16 protein-coding genes are annotated in these 19,280 nt (G+C 42.0%); 8 read left to right on the forward strand and 8 right to left on the reverse strand.

The genetic code is table 11. The features are described 5' to 3' along the window. Nucleotides 1-19 precede the first annotated feature (19 nt). From greB to QUE03_RS00730, 3 genes are all read right to left on the reverse strand, one after another. A complete protein-coding gene (gene greB, locus QUE03_RS00720; RefSeq protein ID WP_286264097.1) occupies nt 20-493 on the reverse strand; it encodes a transcription elongation factor GreB in 474 nt (157 codons plus the stop codon). 94 nt (nt 494-587) lie between these two features. Then, complete coding sequence (locus QUE03_RS00725; protein ID WP_286264098.1) at nt 588-1,202, reverse strand: DUF6064 family protein; 615 nt, start codon at nt 1,200-1,202, stop codon at nt 588-590. Beyond that, nucleotides 1,199-2,107 carry an aldo/keto reductase gene (locus tag QUE03_RS00730; protein ID WP_286264101.1) on the reverse strand — a complete coding sequence of 303 codons (909 nt, stop codon included), beginning with the start codon at nt 2,105-2,107 and terminating at the stop codon, nt 1,199-1,201. The genes QUE03_RS00725 and QUE03_RS00730 overlap by 4 nt, the downstream gene beginning before the upstream one ends. A 251-nt stretch (nt 2,108-2,358) precedes the next feature. Here QUE03_RS00730 and QUE03_RS00735 point away from each other — a divergent pair, with 251 nt between their 5' ends. Beyond that, nucleotides 2,359-4,710, forward strand: coding sequence for a Tex family protein (locus tag QUE03_RS00735; protein WP_286264105.1), 2,352 nt, complete (start codon nt 2,359-2,361; stop codon nt 4,708-4,710). Then, on the forward strand, nt 4,710-5,450 hold the full coding sequence (locus QUE03_RS00740; RefSeq protein ID WP_286264107.1) for a substrate-binding periplasmic protein: 741 nt from the start codon (nt 4,710-4,712) through the stop codon (nt 5,448-5,450). Before QUE03_RS00735 ends, QUE03_RS00740 begins: the two co-directional genes overlap by 1 nt. Before the next feature lie 80 nt (nt 5,451-5,530). Here the strand turns inward: QUE03_RS00740 and QUE03_RS00745 are convergent, their stop codons facing one another. Together QUE03_RS00745 and acs are read right to left on the reverse strand one after the other, a co-directional pair. After that, nucleotides 5,531-6,601 carry a hypothetical protein gene (locus QUE03_RS00745; RefSeq protein WP_286264109.1) on the reverse strand — a complete coding sequence of 357 codons (1,071 nt, stop codon included), beginning with the start codon at nt 6,599-6,601 and terminating at the stop codon, nt 5,531-5,533. Nucleotides 6,602-6,719: 118 nt separating this feature from the next. Next, nucleotides 6,720-8,618: an acetate--CoA ligase gene (gene acs, locus QUE03_RS00750; protein WP_286264111.1), complete on the reverse strand. Its 1,899-nt coding sequence runs from the start codon at nt 8,616-8,618 to the stop codon at nt 6,720-6,722. A gap of 358 nt (nt 8,619-8,976) precedes the next feature. On the opposite strand from acs, the gene QUE03_RS00755 reads away from it, so the two are divergent. Beyond that, a complete protein-coding gene (locus QUE03_RS00755) occupies nt 8,977-9,291 on the forward strand; it encodes a TraR/DksA family transcriptional regulator (protein WP_286264112.1) in 315 nt (104 codons plus the stop codon). A gap of 9 nt (nt 9,292-9,300) precedes the next feature. Beyond that, nucleotides 9,301-9,552 (forward strand): HP1242/YdcH family protein, encoded by a 252-nt coding sequence (locus QUE03_RS00760; RefSeq protein ID WP_286264113.1) that lies wholly within the window; start codon nt 9,301-9,303, stop codon nt 9,550-9,552. A gap of 102 nt (nt 9,553-9,654) precedes the next feature. Here the strand turns inward: QUE03_RS00760 and QUE03_RS00765 are convergent, their stop codons facing one another. Both QUE03_RS00765 and QUE03_RS00770 read right to left on the reverse strand, forming a co-directional pair. Next, complete coding sequence (locus QUE03_RS00765) at nt 9,655-10,338, reverse strand: exonuclease domain-containing protein (RefSeq protein ID WP_286264114.1); 684 nt, start codon at nt 10,336-10,338, stop codon at nt 9,655-9,657. A 12-nt stretch (nt 10,339-10,350) separates the two neighbouring features. Further along, the gene (locus tag QUE03_RS00770) at nt 10,351-12,198 is read right to left on the reverse strand and encodes a putative nucleotidyltransferase substrate binding domain-containing protein (RefSeq protein WP_286264115.1); all 1,848 of its coding nucleotides are present in this window, start codon (nt 12,196-12,198) and stop codon (nt 10,351-10,353) included. 270 nt (nt 12,199-12,468) lie between these two features. On the opposite strand from QUE03_RS00770, the gene QUE03_RS00775 reads away from it, so the two are divergent. The 4 genes from QUE03_RS00775 to QUE03_RS00790 all read left to right on the forward strand — a co-directional run bounded on the left by QUE03_RS00775 (nt 12,469) and on the right by QUE03_RS00790 (nt 18,534). Then, nucleotides 12,469-12,717 carry a DUF4212 domain-containing protein gene (locus QUE03_RS00775; protein WP_434019800.1) on the forward strand — a complete coding sequence of 83 codons (249 nt, stop codon included), beginning with the start codon at nt 12,469-12,471 and terminating at the stop codon, nt 12,715-12,717. Beyond that, nucleotides 12,717-14,456, forward strand: coding sequence for a sodium:solute symporter family protein (locus QUE03_RS00780; protein ID WP_286264117.1), 1,740 nt, complete (start codon nt 12,717-12,719; stop codon nt 14,454-14,456). Before QUE03_RS00775 ends, QUE03_RS00780 begins: the two co-directional genes overlap by 1 nt. A gap of 169 nt (nt 14,457-14,625) precedes the next feature. Further along, entirely contained in the window at nt 14,626-15,060 is a 435-nt protein-coding gene (locus QUE03_RS00785; protein ID WP_286264118.1) for a hypothetical protein, read from the forward strand. Nucleotides 15,061-15,096: 36 nt separating this feature from the next. Then, nucleotides 15,097-18,534, forward strand: coding sequence for a hybrid sensor histidine kinase/response regulator (locus tag QUE03_RS00790; RefSeq protein ID WP_286264119.1), 3,438 nt, complete (start codon nt 15,097-15,099; stop codon nt 18,532-18,534). Nucleotides 18,535-18,578: 44 nt separating this feature from the next. Here QUE03_RS00790 and QUE03_RS00795 read toward each other — a convergent pair whose 3' ends face one another. Beyond that, nucleotides 18,579-19,232, reverse strand: a complete 654-nt coding sequence (locus QUE03_RS00795; RefSeq protein WP_286264121.1) for a response regulator transcription factor — start codon at nt 19,230-19,232, stop codon at nt 18,579-18,581. Between the last annotated feature and the right edge of the window lie 48 nt (nt 19,233-19,280).

The following is a 19,280-nucleotide window of genomic DNA, read 5'->3' on the forward strand; positions in this document are numbered from 1 at the left end:
ACTCTCTCATAACAATTGATTACTTATACCAAATCTTAATAATTTCTAAATAGCGCTCGCCTTCGGGCGTTTTCACGACAATTTCATCGTCAACAGCTTTTCCTAATAAGGCGCGAGCCATGGGTGAGTCGATGCTGATTTCGCCTTTTTTTACGTCCCATTCATCAGGACCAACGAGGCGATAAGTGACTTCTTTGTCTTCTTCATTAAGTAATGTCACCCAAGCACCGAAAAACACTTTTCCTTCTTGTTGCTTCTCATGATAGACAATCTGTAAGTCATCAAGCCGTTTCATTAAAAAGCGCACGCGACGGTCAATTTCACGTAGACGCTTCTTCCCGTAGATGTACTCGGCATTTTCACTGCGATCGCCTAACGCTGCCGCTTCTGAAACAGAGCGAGTTACTCGGGGGCGTTCATCTTTCCAGAGGTATTTTAGCTCTTGATCGAGGCGTTCCCAGCCTTCACGGGTAATGTAATTAGACTTTCTCATGTAAAAAATAAGGACAGCTGTTGTTTTAAACACATTATACAACAAAGCATTGCAGTCTTTGTCTAATAATTCTCGGCTTAAATCAGGCCATCCTCTATGCGTTAAGCAAGACCTTTAATGTTAATAACTCGATGACCAACAAAATAGTAGGGATCGGGAGGAGGAATAATCGCATTCTTGATTTAAACAGAAGCACAGAAATTAGAGAAATAGTGATAGTGGGCAAAGGCAATATTCCTATAACACCGGTGCCCCAGTTGAAGCCGAGCAGTGCGGCGAGCACGGGAAAAATAATCACAGAGCTCAAACAAATCAAAGTAACGTTATTTTGTAATCTGGACCAAGTATCAACACTCATTGTCAAAGAAACTTGCTGAATACTGGTGCGTTCTTTTAGTAAGCTGATGAGAAGAAATAGACTTTGTATTAAGCATGCGTAACCCAGATATTGGGCGAAGGTATTAATGGCAGCATATTGTTTGATAAAGAAAAACCAACCCACACTGCACCACGCCCCGATGAGTATAGTAATGACGATTTGGCGCTTGTGATTATGTTTGAGATAGTAAAAAGCAATTATGGCGATGACTTCAATAACGATGGCTATTGCCCCAAAATTAACGCTATGTTGCTGGATCAGCCGCCAATACACCTCAGGTGAAAACAGTAAAAAATCTTCGAGGGAGTAACTGAACCATTCGGTCATCATAACGCCTTGAACGCGTTAATCATCTTAATTCTCTCTTGAGCGTTTGGTAGAGGAATGTTGTTCACCGAGCCCATATTCTCGACCATATGTTCGACCTTTGAAGTTGCCGGAATCGCACAAGTCACCGCGGGGTGAGATATAATGAACCGTAAGAAAAACTGCGCCCAATTATGACAACCGATCTTACTTGCCCATGATGGTAAGGCCTTATTGTTGGTTAAGTCCATCAGTCGTCCACCTTGAAGCGGCCTATTGGCAATGACACGGATACCGCGTTCATGCGCAAGTGGTAAAATCCGTCGCTCTACTTCACGGTCGTCAATATTGTAGGTGAGCTGAACAAAATCAATCTCTTGATTTTGCATAATTTTTAAAAGTTCATTGTGTCGGCGGCCATGAGAAGTGGTAATACCGATATAACGGATAAGCTTTTGCTGTTTTAGTTCACGCAGCATCGCTAGGTTTTGTTGCCATGCCACTAAATTATGCACTTGAAGTAAATCGAAATTTGGTAGCTGCCAGCGCTGCTGAGAATCAACAAATTGTTGTTTGGCCTCGGGCAATGAAGAGGTCCATGTTTTAGTGGCAGAAAATAAATTGTTAGTGCCGTTTAGCTGTTGAAAACAAAAACCTAAAACTTCTTCTGCTGAGCCATACATTGGCGAGGAGTCGACCATTTGCCCGCCTAGTTCAAAAAAGGTTTTTAACACTTGAGCACGTTGTAAACGCAATGCTTTATCTTGCCCAACATTGAACGTGATCCACGTGCCCATGCCAATTGGGAAAACGTTCACTTCATTTTTGGGAGGCGTCGTTGAAGCAGAGGTTAAAAAGAGTGGATGGATACTCGTCAGTGCACTCACTGCAGCAACGTGTTTAATAAATTGTCGTTTAGAATAACTCATTGTTAAAACCTCCTGTGCTAACTTTCAGACTAGGAGAGTCGTTATGAGTTTTCTAATTATATAGATGATTTTGCGACCATTGGCTGATTTTATAAGGTGCATGAACATAGGGAGCATGACACGAATAAAATAAAGCGAGTATTTTGCTACGAAAATAAAAATTTATACTCAATAATGGCCCGCAACAGTATATACTTTGGGACATTGTATTATCCAAAATTATTACCAAGATTCTCAAAGGTCTCCTCTGTATGACGCAAATTTCTCACCAAATCGCTCAAGAACTTAATGTTAAACCAGCCCAAATTGATGCGGCGATAAAATTAATGGATGAAGGCGCTACTGTACCGTTTATCGCACGTTATCGAAAAGAGGCGACGCAGGGGCTAGATGATAATCACCTTCGTCAATTATCCACGAGACTGAATTATTTGCGTGAGCTGGCGGAGCGCCGCCAAGTTGTAATAACCAATATTGAGCAACAAGGCTTACTAACCTCAGAGTTAAAGCGAGCCATTGACAGTGCAGACAACAAAACTCGTTTGGAAGATTTATATCTTCCTTTCAAACCGAAGCGCAGAACCAAAGGGCAAATCGCAATTAAGGCTGGCATGTTACCTTTAGCAGATAAACTGTTCGCCAATGTCCAATTAAACCCTGAACAAGAAGCTGTGCATTTTTTCAATGCAGATGCTGGATTTACTGATATTGAGTCAGTGCTTGATGGAGTAACGGCAATTTTGGCAGAGCGTATCAGTGAAGATGCTGACTTATTGTCAAAATTGAGAAAGTTATTAAACCGACAAGCACATATTGTCAGTAAGGTGGTCAAAGCCAAAACGCAAGATGCAGTTAAATACAAAGACTATTTTGAACATTCTGAATCGCTAAAATCAGTGCCGTCGCATCGAATGTTAGCAATGTTACGCGGTAAAAATGAAGGCTTCCTACGCTTAAGTATTGATGTTGATCCACAATCAGATAGCAAGTACCACTCGTCCGCGCAACAATTGATGATGGAACATTTTGATTTTAGGCTATCTGCACAAGCCGGCGCAAAGTTCATTGAAAAAGTGATCGCCAGCACATGGAAAACTAAGTTAAGTCAAAGTTTAGAAACAGAGTTTTTTGGCAATTTACGGGACAAGTCTGAAATTGAAGCAATTGATGTTTTTGCTAAGAATTTAAGCGATTTATTAATGGCCGCACCGGCCGGCGCGAAAGTGACCTTAGGGTTAGATCCTGGTTTAAGAACAGGTTGTAAAATTGCCATTGTAGATGGTACTGGCAAATTGTTACAAACCGCCACCATATTCCCTCATGCTCCGCAAAATAACTGGGATAAATCTGTGAGAACCGTGGTTAACCTATGTCGACAGCATAAGGTCGAACTGATAGCGATTGGTAATGGCACGGGTTCTCGTGAGTCAGATAAATTGGTGGCGGAAGTCATTAAGCAGTTTGAGTCCCAAAAGCCGAGAAAAATTACCGTCAGTGAAGCAGGGGCTTCGGTTTATTCAGCTTCTGAACTCGCTGCGAATGAATTCCCAGAGTTAGATGTCTCGATCCGTGGCGCGGTGTCTATTGCTCGTCGATTGCAAGATCCATTAGCGGAGCTTGTTAAGATTGACGCTAAAGCGATTGGCGTTGGCCAATATCAGCATGATGTGAATCAAAGCCAACTAACGCGTTCACTAGAAGATGTCATAGAAGATTGTGTGAATAAAGTAGGCGTTGATTTAAACAGTGCCTCACCGGCGCTATTGACTCATGTTGCTGGCTTGTCGAAAACAATGGCCAATAATGTAGTGCAATACCGCGACGAACACGGCCGATTCAATAATCGTAAAGAACTGTTAAAAGTGGCTCGATTAGGTCCTAAAGCATTTGAACAAGCGGCAGGATTTTTACGAATTCGTGACGGGAAAAACCCGCTTGATAACACTGGTGTACACCCAGAAAGCTATGCGGTTGTTGATGATATCATTCAATCATTAAAATCAAATGCAAATGATGTGATGGCGAATAATGAATTACTATCAACAGTTGATGTCGCCGATTTTGTCACTGAACATGTTGGTGAAATAACACTGAGTGATATTATCACTGAGCTTAAAAAGCCGGGACGTGATCCACGTCCAGAGTTTAAAACCGCAACCTTTAAAGATGGTGTGGAAACCATTGCCGATCTTGAAGTGGGCATGATGTTAGAAGGGGTAATTTCCAATGTTGCTAACTTTGGTGCTTTTGTTGATTTAGGGGTTCATCAAGACGGACTAGTACATATTTCTGCAATCACCGATAAATTCATTAGTGACCCTAGAGAAATCGTTAAAGCTGGCGACATTGTTAAAGTGAAAGTACTTGATGTTGATGTCGCAAGAAAGCGTATCAATTTGACCATGCGACTAGATGACAAAGCTTCAAATATAGCTAAACGCCCTCACGGAAAAGGCGGGGAAAATAAGCCAGCTCAGGATAAACGTCATCATGCTAAAGTCGCAAACAAGCCTCACCATCAAAAGCCTAGAAAAGATAAAGCACCAGGTAATGCTGCGATGGGAAATGCCTTTGCTGATGCCTTGGCTAAGCTTAAAAAATAATGAATTATTGTGCTAATGACACCTTGATAGCTCAATCTAAAAGGGCTGTGTGCGCTATCTTAATGTTAGTGGTTAGTGTAGGTCATTGCACAAATATTGAACATATTGATATTAGTAGCTATTACATTCCGGGTTTGGTTGAGAGTGAATCCAAGGGCGTGATGATTGATATGTTAAGAAAACTGGAACAAGTTCAGCAGATTAAGTTCAATTTGTCACTCATGCCAACAGTAAGAGTTCAAAAGAGTTTTCAGACTGGTGCAGTGTATAGCTACTTTCCTGAGCTTGAAGAATTTCGCCCATTACCTTCGTGCCGAACGGTGAGTTTTATGCAAAAGAAAATTATTGCAATAACTCGTCGAGGTGAACCTCCTATTCTGGATGCCTCTGATTTAGAAGGGAAACGAGTAGGGGCTGTTAAAGGGTACAGCTATGGTTTGGCTATCATAAACAATGAAAACATTGCTTTGCATCGAGTCAACAATGACACCGTCAATTTGCAAAAACTGTTTGCAGGTCGTATAGACGTTATTATTGGTGATGTGCATTCCACTATTGCAGCCATTAAACAATCAAAAATGGTTGCTCAACTTGAGTACGATGTAGATAGGCCTGTAGCGCTATTAGATGTTTTCTTTGTTTTTCCTGACCATGGTTATGGAAAAATTCATTGTGAACAAGTGTCAAAAGGGATTGAAATACTCAAAGAGCAAGGCGATCTCAAACGTTGGTTTGGATAGCGCTCGCATAAAAAAAAGGGAGACATGACGTCTCCCTAAAAAGCCACCCTTACGGGTTTTCTTGGAACTTGTTTGATTGACTATAAAACGTATTTCGCTGAAACTTGGGTGTAGAAAGAATCTGCATCTACATCTTTCATTTCAAATTGTCCCACCTCAAAACCAAACGATAATTTAGGCGTATAATTTTTAAATACGTTAATGCCCACTTGTGTACGTTCACGATCAGATTCGTCAGTTTCAATGTAACCATAGAATACGGATGATCTAATATCTTCAGTCCAAAAGTGACGATAAGCAGCCATATACGCGGTTGTTTCTTCTACTTCACCGTTGTATACGTCTGGAGCAGCGGTAACACCGACATAGCGGCCCATTTCGCCTTGATGTACCTGGAATCTAAAATCATCTTTACCTACGGTTTTAATACGACCGGCTACGGAAAAACCAACGGCCGTTTCAGTATCACCATTGGTGAAATTTAAGCGTCTTACCAATGCTGAAGTGGTTACATTACCCCAGTCTCCTTTGAAGGTGTATCGACCAATAATATCTGGTACATCGTCACTGGCGGAGTCGGCGTCAGGCGAGTCATCAATACTGTCGTTGCCCCAAGATTCAGGGTTTTCTAGCGCAATAGATAAGTTACCGTAGTCATACTTGAACATAGTGTTTCGTACGAAAACTTCACCCACCATAGGGCCAGCAAAGTCCGCAGTTTCTGCTAATGCGCTGGTGTTCATAAACGTTGTCCATGTTTGACCAGCAGTTAATCCTTTATATTTTATAAATGCGTGGCGTAACCTCGGATGGGATGAATTAGAAATGACTTGGTTACCACCGCCGCCATAAAAATCCATCTCTAGAAAACCGGTCACCTCGCCGTGAACAAACTTCATATTAAAGCGCGATTCATTAGCAAAAAACTTTGTTTGAGATTGATCCTCAGGCAGCTTTGTGCCACCGCCGATCCAAAAATCACGATAAGCGACATTACCATCGACATATCGGCCATCAATCTTGATGAAGCCCCCGAAAGTAATGGAGTCTGTCTCTGATAACTTAATCTCATAGCCTGCTTGAGCAGCACCAGAAGTGGCGATTAGCGCGCACACGAATGCGGCCTTATTGAAAAGCTTGTTCTTATTCATTGTTCTCTCCGGTATTTATAGCCTTGAGACTGGAATAGAAGTTTCCGAGTTTATTATTATGTCTATCGGCTATTTAGCTTGTTGTAATAGGCACAGAGAGACCCCTGTGCCTTTAGGTTTATTCTTCTAATGTACTTAAGTCACCTTCGTCTTGTCCTAAAGCTCTCGCTTTAAGCACACGACGCATGATTTTTCCTGAGCGAGTTTTCGGTAACGCGTCAACAAAGTCTGCAGTTTCAGGCATGGCAATTCGGCCCATTTCTTTAGCAACATGTTCTCGCAGCTCGAGTGATAACTCTTTGCTCTTTTCAATGCCTTGTTTCAAAATAACGTAGGTATGAATTGCGTTACCTTTTAGCTCGTGTGGTAGGCCAACAGCAGCAGCTTCACTAACAGCAGGATGACTTACTAACGCGCTTTCAATTTCCGCTGTACCTAAGCGATAACCACTGACTTTAAGTACTTCGTCCATACGACCGATGACCCAAATGTAACCATCTTCATCGATCTTGGCACTATCACCGGCCAAGTATCGCCAGCTGCCATCTTCTTCCTGTGACCAATATAAGTCTTTATAGCGGTCATCATCTTTGAAGATTGTCCTAGCCATACCTGGCCAAGGGTTTTTAATGATTAATTTACCTTCTTCATTTTCAGGCACGTCGTTGCCATCGTCATCTACTACCGACATTTCATTTCCAAAAAATGGTTTAGTAGCAGAGCCTGGTTTTAAAGGCGTTATTGGTAACGGACAGACCATGAAACCACCGGTTTCTGTTTGCCACCAAGTATCAATGATTGGGCATTTATCTTGGCCGATTACATGGTGGTACCATTTCCATGCCTCAGGGTTGATTGGCTCACCGACGCTACCTAATAAGCGAAGGCTTGATAAATCATGTTTTTGTGGCCAGCGGTCGCCAAAACGCATTAAGCCGCGAATTGCTGTTGGTGACGTGTACAGAATATTGATGCCGTACTTTTCAATAATTTGCCACCAGCGGTTCGGGTAAGGGTAGTTAGGCGCACCTTCATATAACATGATGGTGGCACCATTGATCAATGGTCCATAAACAATGTAACTATGTCCGGTGATCCAACCTGGATCTGCCGCACACCACCATCTGTCTTGTGGCTTAATATCAAATGCCATTCGGTGTGTGGTTGAAGTATAAACTGCGTAGCCACCGTGCGTGTGTAACATACCTTTGGGCTTGCCTGTCGTACCCGAGGTATACAGAATGAATAGTGGGTCTTCAGCGCTGGTTGGCTCGGTTTCACATTTAGGACTTGCGATAGGAAGCGCCTTTAAGTCGTGCAACCAAAAGTCACGTGCTGGTTCCATTTCAACGTCTAACTCGTTGTTTTTTACACAAATACAAACTTCAATTGACGGTGAGCGCTGCATCGCTTCGTTAGCAATTGATTTGAGATCAATTTGCTTTCCGCGTCGCCAACCGCCATCGGCAGTGATAAGAACGCGCGAATGGGCATCGTCGATACGTGAGGCTAAAGCTTCCGTACTAAAGCCTCCGTATACGACGGAATGAATTGCGCCTATTTTGGCGCAAGCGAGCATAGCAAAGACCAGTTCAGGAATTTGTGGCATGTAAATGGTTACGATATCGCCTTTTTGAACGCCCATGCTTTTTAGGACGTTGGCAAACTGGCAAACCTCACGGTTTAAACCGTTGTATGAAAAGTTTCTGACTTGCCCATTTTCACCTTCCCAAATAATCGCCATTTTATTGCGATTAGCGTTTTCTAAATGGCGATCAACCGCGTTGTGAACGATATTGATTTCGCCGCCGTCAAACCATTTATAAAATGGGGCATTGGATTCATCCAAAACATTGTCCCATTTTTTATACCAGCTTAGAGTTTCGGCTTGCTCGGCCCAAAAGCCCTCACGATCATTAACAGAGTAATCATAAAGTGCCTGATAGTCGCTGACATTGGCTTGGTCAATCACCTCTTGGCTGGGGTAAAAAATATCGTTTTTATTAGTTTCGGTCATTTGTTGTCTCCGTGACTTACCGAGCAGGCAAGTTGATTTCTATGTTTATTACATTAAGTTTTAATCTCACTATTAGAAATTAGACCTAAGTCTAAAATCCAGTTATTTCGTCTTAGACTTTAGTCGTAGTGGCGACCAATTGCATCTCAAATTGATACATTAAATCTTTATAAGTTAGAGCGTAAAGGTTAGTTAATTAATTGAATGCCTTAACATAACAAGGGATATTAAAGTACTTCATTCCGGCGATACGTTGCATTGAAAGATCAAAAAATTACAAAGATGTATCGACATTGTGCCAGATCAATATAAGTCAAAATCATCGGGGTAAACTGAATTCATCAACGAGGAGATAGTTATGGTCGCTCAACAATTATTTGAACAATTGACTGCGAAAAAACAGCAGCTCAGTCAGCGTATTGAAGCAATAACTAATGATTTTCAAAAAGGTCGTTCGGCAGATTTTGCTGAGCAAACGACAGAGTGTGAAAACGACCAAGTGCTTAACGTGATCCGTGATGAAGCCAAAGAGGAGCTCAAGCAAATTAATCACGCATTACAACGGATTAAAGACGATGCGTTTGGTCAATGTACTGAATGTGGCGAACAAATTGCCCAAGCGCGTTTGAACGCTTTACCTTATACCGATTTTTGTATTAATTGCGCTAACTAGGACAATCTTATGTTAAATGAAAAACACGATTTACATCACGAATTTCCAGAATTTAAAGAAGAAATCCATCACCTTAAAATGAATGATACTCGTTTTGCACGTTTGTTTAAGGAGTACCATGAATTAGATCACGAAGTGATCCGCATAGAGCAAGGCGTGGAAAACACAGCTGATGAATATTTGGAACAGCAGAAAAAACAACGACTACATCTAAAAGATGCTCTATTTACGATGCTTAAAAAGCATCAGCAGACAGCATAACCCCTGAATTTTTTGTTATTTGGTAAACTTCCTTCCTTTTCAATTTTGTACAGGCATTGACAATACCCGAGATAATTACTGTTATCGTCATTGCCTGTTTTTTTACCTTAATATATCCCTTAGAAGGCTATTTGCATTATTGTGAGTAGCTAAATCAACCAGCAATAACTCTGCCGTTGCGATCGCATCGTTTAACGCATTGTGAGCGTAATGAGCAGGCAATCCATAATTTTCGCGAAGATTGGTCAGCCGTAATTCTGACGGGTGATAATCGGCTTGTCGCATGTCCAAGCGACGTTTGGCAATTGCCAATGTATCAATAACGGGAAAAACAGGTACAAAACCGTACAGCTGTTTACAGGCTTGTGCCAAAAAACTGATTTCTATTTTAGCAAAATGAGCCAGCATCACTTTTCCTGCTAGGGCATTAAGCAGTTTTTCTATGGCGAATTTCAACTCGACACCACAGAGTTTTTCTTGCTCGGTTATTTGGTGAATGACAACATTTTCAGCGGCTAATCGCAGCTGACATTTGATGATAAAGTGCTCTGCCGTCGACAATTTAATCCGATGATTCAGCAAGTCAACGTAGCCAATGCTGAGCAATTGGTCGTCGATTGGATCTAGACCTGTGGTTTCAAAATCTAGCGCAAGTATAGGGACTTGATCAATAGGCGTATTTGGCTCAGGAAACGGCACCGATAAAAACTCTCGTATTGGACCAGATGGTGCTTTTTTCAATTGACGCTTTCGTTTTGCGTTTAAGCCAAAAAGTGAATTTAACATGCTAGGTGTACCTTAATACGTCGACTGTCGGTTATCTTGCATGGTTTTAATCACTTTGAATGCATCTTTTAGGTGTTCTCGTTCAAGGCGTGAGATTTCTTTCGGCGCTAGGTAGTTATCTGCTGTTTCTTCAGCGGCCAGCTGGTTGGACTGATGGCTCAAACGCAAGCTGCCTAAAAACTCAAAGGCATCAATTAAATTGGCGCTTGCTCCTTTGGTTAGCGATTTGGTTCCAGATGCTTGCTGCAATCGCTCAATAGTATTGACTGAGCTTATCCCTTCACTGAGCGCATAAATTCGTGCTAAATCTACAATGGGCGCAACGCCATTGTGCTTTAAGTCCATGCTTTTCTTATCTTTGCCATTTGAACTCAAGACAAAGTCCCTGAAAAAACCCAGTGGCGGTTTATGCTGCAGAGCGTTTTTTGACAAATGTGCGATGAATAAACTCGATTTTTGAGTTTTTCTGAGCATGGCGCTGCGCACTCGCTCCAATAACATTTTGTCTCCATAAACGGTGGTTAAATCGAAAAAGATGCTGCAGTGCATTAGTGCTTTAGGGTCTGGAGTGTCTATCCATTGTTGAAAGTACAAATGCCATTGCTGCTCTGTTTGCCGCCATTTCGGATTAGTGGCCATGACTTGGCCAGGGCAATAAACAAAACCACAGGCATTTAGACCATCACAGACGAATTGCGCTAGTTGTTCAAACCAAGGGAGTTGTGCCTCGGTGACACTGTTGTCGATGATGAGTGCATTATCTTGATCTGAATGGGCAAATTGTTCTTGCCTCGCTTGTGAGCCCGCGGCTAACCATGCATAAGATACGGGCGCCTCGCCGAGTTTTGCCTCGCCAAGTTCAATCAACCGAATAGTAAAAGCCATAGTAATGGCGCTGATGCTTTTACCGACTTGCTCTGCTGTGGTGCCAAGTTTCGTCATTTTAAGCTGTAGCTTAGGTAACATCTTGCCAATGTCCACGAGTGCTTCGATCGATTTCGCGCGATGTATTAAGCTGCTTAGATTGATGGCATTTTGCCCTTCATAATGCATCAGATCAGTAATGGTTAGCATGCCATCGAGCTGTCCCTGTTTGGTAATAGGTAAATGATGAATATGGTGACTTGTCATTAAAACCAGTGCATCAAAAGCGGTGTGGCGTAAATCTAATGTGGTGATATTGGGGGTCATAATGGTGTGTATTGGTTCATTTGGTGATATGCCTTGAGCAATACAGCGTCGACGAAAGTCTTTATCGGTTACTATTCCTTTAACCTCGTCATTGTTATCAACCACCACTAAACAAGAGTAACCTAGTTCCGTCATTGTTCTTGCTGTATCAGCGATACTTTGGCCGATATTTATGCTGGCGGCAGGTGATTGGTATAGCTGCTCAAGCGCGGTATTTGATAACGACGAATTGATGATCGCTTCTTCATGAAGCTGCGACACTGTGGACTTTAGTCGCTCTTCAGCTGATTGCTCAAAAAATTGCACCGTTTGAGGGTAATCAACGACTGCGGCTAACAAATCTGTCTTGCTAACGGCATAAATGAGGCAATCTTCGTCGACATGCACACGGATGTCAGCGTATTTTTCAGGATAGGCAAAAATAGAACAAATATCACCTTCACCGTATTTGCCCAATAGAGTGCCATCGATATCAAGGTAACTGAGCGCGCCCTTTCTAACAATGTAAAAATGTGGTGTATCAAAGGACTCTGGTGGCAAAAATTGCTCTTTCACCACGTAGCAAATATTAATTTGCCTGACTAAGTGGAAAATCGCCATTTCACTTAATGGTTCGAAAGGCGTTGTCGCCTTGATAAATGCATAAATTTCGCTGAGTTCGTTATCCATTGCCATTCACCTTGGGGTTGATGCAAGTAAATTTTGTGGACTAACGTCATGATAGTCAAATGCTTTGAAGCAAACCTAGACTAAAGTTGAATACCTTGCGAAATCATTCGTTGCTAATGTTTAGCGTAAGTTAGTTTGATAGTGGATAAATCTCATTTGATTGTTCACTGGGTCTTGTTCACTAACAAACTAACTCAAGGGCTACTTCCTAGATGAACTAGGCCTTAATAATTACTCTAAAAAATACAGGCGTTAACGAGGAGAATAATTGTGGAAACGACAAGTTATTGGCAGGAAAACCTGCGTTTAATCTTTATCTGTCTCGCGATTTGGTTCGTTGTATCTTTCGGCTTTGGTTTGTTACTTGTAGAACCGCTTAATGCGATCCGTTTGGGTGGCTATAAATTAGGCTTTTGGTTTGCTCAACAAGGATCTATCTACACCTTCGTCGGATTAATTTTTTGGTATACGGCCAAAATGAACCAATTAGACAAAAAATATAATGTGGAGGAGTCGTAATGGATGAGTTAAAACTCTATACCTATATTGCGGTATTCGGCTCTTTCGGGATGTACTTTGCGATTGCATGGTGGGCCCGTGCGGGTTCAACCAGTGACTTTTACGTTGCAGGCGGTGGCGTAACGCCAATGCAAAATGGTATGGCTATTGGTGCTGATTGGATGAGTGCAGCGTCATTCATTTCAATGGCTGGTCTTATTGCTTTCTTAGGTTACGGTGGCTCTGTATTCCTCATGGGTTGGACCGGTGGATACGTATTGTTGGCCATGCTGTTAGCACCTTATATGCGTAAGCACGGCAAGTTCACTGTCCCTGAATTTATTTCAGATCGCTATTACTCTAAAACCGCACGTGTTGTAGCGGTAGTGTGTTTAATTATTGCCTCATTAACTTACATCATTGGTCAAATGAAAGGTGTTGGTGTTGCTTTCTCTCGCTTCTTAGAAGTTGAATATGACATGGGTCTATACATTGGTATGTTCGTGGTATGGGTCTATGCAGTGTTAGGTGGTATGAAAGGCATTACCTACACGCAAATTGCTCAATATTGTGTATTGATTTTTGCATACACTATTCCCGCTATTTTCATTTCATTGCAGCTTACCGGCAACCCTATTCCTCAATTAGGTTTAGGTAGCACGTTAGCAGATGGCTCTGGTGTTTACTTACTTGATAAGCTGGACATGGTAGTGACTGACTTAGGCTTTAAAGAGTACACAACGTCAAATATGAACGGTACGTTAGATATGTTTGCTTACACCATGTCTCTGATGATCGGTACAGCAGGTCTTCCTCATGTCATCATGCGCTTTTTCACTGTACCTTCAGTAAAAGCTGCACGTCAATCAGCAGGCTACGCGTTAGTATTCATCTCATTGTTATATACGGTTGCTCCAGCAGTTGGTGCGATGGCACGCTTTAACTTGATGAATACGATTGAGCCGGCAGCGGGTCAGAACATGGAATATGCCGAACGTCCTCAGTGGTTTAAAGACTGGGAACAAACGGGTCTATTGAAATTTGAAGACAAAAATGGCGACGGTAAAGTGCAATACACTGCCAACGCAGAAACCAATGAAATGGTAAAAGTTGACCGTGATATTATGGTACTTGCTAACCCTGCAATTGCTAATTTGCCTAATTGGGTTATTGCCTTAGTTGCAGCCGGTGGTTTAGCGGCAGCACTGTCAACCGCCGCAGGTTTATTGCTGGCCATATCCTCCTCAATTTCTCATGATTTGATGAAAGGCATATTGACGCCAGACATGTCTGAAAAAAATGAACTTCTCGCTGGTCGTGTCGTGATGACCTTATCCATATTAGTGGCTGGTTATCTCGGTTTAAATCCGCCTGGTTTTGCCGCAGGAACGGTGGCGCTAGCCTTTGGTTTAGCGGCATCGTCGATATTCCCTGCTTTAATGATGGGTATATTTGCTAAGAAGATGAGTGGTACAGCAGCGGTATGGGGCATGTGTTCTGGTATTGGCGTGACAATGCTTTATGTATTCCAGCATAAGGGCGTTATGTTCATTCCTGGTACATCGTTCTTAGGTGATATGGGACCAAATTGGTTCTTAGGCATTTCGCCAAATGCGTTTGGTGCAGTAGGGGCATTGGTTAACTTTGCCGTTGCATTTACCGTGTTAAAAGTAACGGGGCCAGCACCAGCTCATATCCAAGAAATGGTGGATAATTTCCGTACACCTCACGGTGGTGTATCGGCAGCACACGACCATTAGTCAATGTCGCCTAATAAAGGTTTAGGTGATTAGTTCAATACTCCTCGTATAGATTGAGTGATGAAAGACACCCGTTTAAAAGGCTCTTTATTTCAATAGTAATAAAGAGCCTTTATCTTTATATTAGTTATCAAAGCGTTAGCATCAGCTTGATGTTGTAGGAGTAAATATGAATAGACACTCAAAAGTTGCCATTATGGTGGCTCCGTTTTTACTGTTAGGCGGCTATATTGCCTCAGATTATTACTTGGAATACAAAGCGCAGCAGCAACGAGTATTTCAGTTAGTGCCTGAAGGGCATTGCGACATCATCAATAAAAAGTGCGTGCTATCGGCAGGAGAATTTCAAGTGAATGTTTATGATGAGCAAGGCGATACATTTGTTAACTCAACCTTTCCAATTGACAATGCGATACTTTTTACTGTGGGTGAGCAAACACAGGGATATCAGCTGGAAATGGAAGACAACCCATACTATTGGCATCACAAAACAAACCTAAGAGATACAATTTCTGAACAAGGACAAAAACAAAAATTACGTGTTATTGTTAATATAAAGGGTGGTCAATATATCAGTGAGTTTTATACTCAAACCACGCGTTAATACATCAACATAATAATTTCAATAAAAGGGTGATAGATGTTTGCCAACTGGCAGCTGGTTACAATCAGTTTAAGTTATATTGGTTTACTTTTTTTTATTGCCTATACCGGCGATAAATACCGACATAAGCTGGCCAAACGCTGGCAACCGATTATTTATGCGCTGACATTAGGCGTTTATTGTACTTCATGGAGCTTTCTTGGTACGACAGGTCAAGCGTCCAGTAACTTTCTCTCGCATTTACCCATTTACCTCGGCCCCATACTACTTTTTATTTTCGCTTGGCCACTTATTCAGCGAATTATCCGCGTGAGTTTAAAACTAAATTTAACCTCGATTGCCGACTTGCTTGCGGCAAGATTTGGTAAATCTCATAAATTAGCGATTATGGTGACCTGTGTCGCTCTCGTTGCCACCATGCCTTACCTTGCATTGCAACTTAAGGCGATCGTCTACTCCTTTGAGCAACTGCAAGTTCAGCAATCGATAGCGTCTTGGAAATTCGGTTTGATTGTTAGTTTATGTTTGGCGGGATTTACCATTATATTTGGCATTAGGCATCTTGATGTTACGGAGCGCCACCCTGGAGTTATGCTGGCGATAGCGTTTGAATCATTGGTGAAAGTGACCTCATTTTTGGCTGTAGGTATTTTTGTCACCTTTTTCTTGTTTGACTCTCCGATGGAGTTGTGGCGAGTAACGGACGCCAATATAAAACTCGACAGTCAATTCACCTTGCCTAATTTGGCGTCTTTGTTTGCGCTGCTGATTATTGTGATGGCGGCATTTTTAGCCTTACCTAGGCAATTTCAAGTAATGGTTGTTGAGCTTCAAGATGAGAAGCACACTGAGCTTAGTCGTAAATTATTTCCAATATACATTTTGGCGTTTGCAATATTCGCTATTCCTTTAGGGTTGGCAGGCCACCATTTATTAGGCGACCAAGTACCTTCAGATACCTATGTGCTATTTTTACCGGATTATGGGAATCAGCAATGGTTATCGCTGCTGGCTTTTTTAGGCGCAATTTCAGCGGCGAGCTCAATGGTGATCATTTCGGCCATTGCTTTGAGTACTATGTTGAGTAATGAGATCGTCTTTCCGTTGATTTATCGCATGCGAACAACTCATGCTGATATTAATTACGACGACTTTAGGGTCAAATTGCTTAATATTCGTAAAGCCTTAGTCCTTGTTGTTATTTTACTTGGGTACAGTGTCTTTTTAATGGCGTCTCCCGATACTTTGTCGTCATTAGGTGAAGTTGCCTTTGGTGCATTTGCTCAGTTAACCCCTGCACTTATAGCCGCTTTTTATTGGCGACGGGCCAGTTTAACTGGGGTTTATTCCGGCATTTTGATTGGCTTTTTATTATGGTTGATATTGAGCTTTTTACCGCAGTTTGGTTTGTATGCGTCCCCGCTCAATGAAAGTATGGGTTCAGTTAATACCATTGTTACTATTATCAGTTTGTCGGCCAATATTTTTGTTATTTACATCATTTCCCAAATGAGTCGACAAAGTGTTCAAGAGCGTGTGCAGGCATCAATATTCTTAGAATGGCGCTCTCCGACAATTTCCAGTGTGCAAAAAAAGAAATATGTTGATGCCAAAGAGCTTGAACTATTGGTTTCTCGTTTTGTTGGGGAAGAAAAAGCGCAAGTGAGTTTTGCGCTATTTATACATGAATGCACTGCTGATGGAATAAAAGGCGCTCGCTTTAATCAGCTACTGCTTGAGCACACTGAAAATACCTTAGCGAGTGTGATGGGTGCATCATCTGCACGCTTAGTTTTATCTTCAGCACTTGAAGGAAGGGATATTGCGTTAGATGAACTGGCACTTCTGGTGGAAGAAGCATCAAGTCAAAAACAGCAATTTAGTCAAAACTTATTACAAAGTGCGATTGAGAACGCTAGTGAAGGTATCTCAATTATCGACAGTGACTTGAACCTCGTGGCGTGGAACAGTAAATATCTGGATTTATTTGACTACCCTGAGTCATTGATATATAGCGGCGCGCCAGTTGCAACACTAATTACATATAATGTTAAGCGAGGTGTGTGTGGTCCGGGTGATATTGAAGAGCAAGTGCATCGACGAATTCAATTTCTGCGTCAGGGGAGCTCTCATCAATCTGAACGAGAATTAGATGGCAAAGTGATACGCATAGAGGGTAATCCCTTGCCGGACGGTGGCTTTGTTATGTTGTTTTCTGACATTACGGCATACAAACAAGCTGAACAGTTGTTAAAGGCCGAAAATGTCGATCTTGAAGCGTTAGTCAACGAACGAACCGAAAAATTGGCATTGGCTAATAGAGAGCTCACCCAAGCTAGAAAAAATGCTGAACAGGCGCATACCAAAAAGAGTTTATATCTGAAAGCCTGTAGCCACGATCTCATGCAGCCGTTGGAAGCCGCACGATTGTTTGCTGAAGCTCTTTCCTATCAAGGCTCGCTGACTGATAATCAGCACCGACAGGTCAATAATATTAGCCATTCACTTAAAGTGGCGAGTGATTTATTGGATGAGCTCGGGGAAATAGCACGCATTGAAAGCGGCAATATCAAACCGCAATTTGAATCGTTTTTACTTGATGATTTGTTAGGAAGACTTGCTGAAGAATTTTCAGCGTCGGCTGAGAATTCACAAATAGAATTTAGGATTGCTAGAACCAATTATTGGATCTACTCAGATCAGCAATTACTGCACAGAATGCTCCAAAACCTAATTGGCAATGCGTTCAGGTACGCAAGTCCTGGTCGGGTTTTTGTCGGAGCAAGAAAGGACGGCGATGAAATTAGCATTCAGGTACTAGACAATGGACCAGGTATTGATGAAAGTAAGCAGGCGATGGTGTTTGAGCAGTTTACTCAGTTAAACAATGAGCAAACGTTATCAACTAAAGGGTTAGGACTTGGGCTCAATATAACTCAAGGCCTTAGCCAATTATTAGGTCACAAGCTGTCGCTTAAATCTCAAAAAGGTCATGGTTGCAAATTCATGATCAATGTCGGACAAGTTGAAGAAAAAGCCAAACCAATTACTCAAGTTACCCATGATAGAACCACCCTGAACGGGCTGAGCGTTTTATGTGTTGATGATGATGAAGATGTATTAAGTGGTATGGTTGAGTTGTTGTCTACTTGGGGGTGCGACGTAATTGCCGCTGAATCATTTGAAAGTGCACTGGAGGTTTTTGAGCAACACAAATACAGTATTGACGTCGTGTTGAGTGACTATCAGTTATCACCAGAGAGAAATGGTATTGAACTGATTGGGCGACTTCGCCAGTCAGTGAGTTATTATTTACCTGCAATTTTGATCACAGCGACCACTGAAGCCAATATCGAGCAAAAAGCTCTAGATGCGGACTTAGGTTACATGCGGAAAATGGTAAAACCGGGGGCGTTAAGAGCCTTGATTAATGCTCAAATAACCAAAAAACTGCACTCCAAACTCATAGGGTGAATAAGAGTGTGTTGATGCTAAAAGATTTGATGTTCGGTTTAAGGTTAGCTGTCGATATTATCGGAAATATCAAGGTGCCCAATGGCAATTACCGCTTGGGTTCTGTTTCTCACGTTAAGCTTTCTAAAAATAGCTGTTGCATGTGCTTTGATTGTTGCTTCAGAAACGTTCAAATCATAGGCAATTTGTTTATTCAGCATGCCTTCAGCAAACATCATTAAAATACGATGTTGCTGCTGGGTCAAACTGGCGACGCGCTCGGCGATATCACTTGATTGAGTATCAGCTGCAGGTGCTTTGTATTGTGGAGGCAACCAAACATTCCCTTCAATAACTGCAACAATGGCTTGGTAAATTACATCGATGGGTGTTGACTTTGGAATAAACCCCGAAGCCCCAAGTTCAATGGCTTTTGTAATCGTATCATTGTCTTCATGGGCGGAAATCATGATCACAGGAACCTGTGGAAAATGCTGGCGGATATTAACAAGGTTGTTGAACCCGTGACCGCCAGGAATATTGAGATCAAGCAGCACTAAGTCACAATCTTTATGATCATGTAGGTGCTTTTCCAGCTCAGCGATGGTTTGCGCTTCAAACCATCTGGCACGACTGAATTTAGGCTTGAGTGTACCGAGTAATGCCTGCCTAAACAGTGGATGATCATCAGCTATTATTATTTTGTCTGGCTGAATCATAATATTATATCCTTAAATTTCCCCATCACTACTCTATCGCTATCAAAG

Origin of the sequence: Thalassotalea atypica, from assembly GCF_030295975.1 — a bacterium.
Lineage (GTDB): Bacteria > Pseudomonadota > Gammaproteobacteria > Enterobacterales > Alteromonadaceae > Thalassotalea_F > Thalassotalea_F atypica.

Bases quoted from the DNA above. Each gene is read 5' to 3' on its own strand.
- greB (WP_286264097.1), bottom strand. From the start codon at position 493: ATGAGAAAGTCTAATTACATTACCCGTGAAGGCTGGGAACGCCTCGAT.
- QUE03_RS00725 (WP_286264098.1), bottom strand. From the start codon at position 1,202: ATGATGACCGAATGGTTCAGTTACTCCCTCGAAGATTTTTTACTGTTT.
- QUE03_RS00730 (WP_286264101.1), bottom strand. From the start codon at position 2,107: ATGAGTTATTCTAAACGACAATTTATTAAACACGTTGCTGCAGTGAGT.
- QUE03_RS00735 (WP_286264105.1), top strand. From the start codon at position 2,359: ATGACGCAAATTTCTCACCAAATCGCTCAAGAACTTAATGTTAAACCA.
- QUE03_RS00740 (WP_286264107.1), top strand. From the start codon at position 4,710: ATGAATTATTGTGCTAATGACACCTTGATAGCTCAATCTAAAAGGGCT.
- QUE03_RS00745 (WP_286264109.1), bottom strand. From the start codon at position 6,601: ATGAATAAGAACAAGCTTTTCAATAAGGCCGCATTCGTGTGCGCGCTA.
- acs (WP_286264111.1), bottom strand. From the start codon at position 8,618: ATGACCGAAACTAATAAAAACGATATTTTTTACCCCAGCCAAGAGGTG.
- QUE03_RS00755 (WP_286264112.1), top strand. From the start codon at position 8,977: ATGGTCGCTCAACAATTATTTGAACAATTGACTGCGAAAAAACAGCAG.
- QUE03_RS00760 (WP_286264113.1), top strand. From the start codon at position 9,301: ATGTTAAATGAAAAACACGATTTACATCACGAATTTCCAGAATTTAAA.
- QUE03_RS00765 (WP_286264114.1), bottom strand. From the start codon at position 10,338: ATGTTAAATTCACTTTTTGGCTTAAACGCAAAACGAAAGCGTCAATTG.
- QUE03_RS00770 (WP_286264115.1), bottom strand. From the start codon at position 12,198: ATGGATAACGAACTCAGCGAAATTTATGCATTTATCAAGGCGACAACG.
- QUE03_RS00780 (WP_286264117.1), top strand. From the start codon at position 12,717: ATGGATGAGTTAAAACTCTATACCTATATTGCGGTATTCGGCTCTTTC.
- QUE03_RS00785 (WP_286264118.1), top strand. From the start codon at position 14,626: ATGAATAGACACTCAAAAGTTGCCATTATGGTGGCTCCGTTTTTACTG.
- QUE03_RS00790 (WP_286264119.1), top strand. From the start codon at position 15,097: ATGTTTGCCAACTGGCAGCTGGTTACAATCAGTTTAAGTTATATTGGT.
- QUE03_RS00795 (WP_286264121.1), bottom strand. From the start codon at position 19,232: ATGATTCAGCCAGACAAAATAATAATAGCTGATGATCATCCACTGTTT.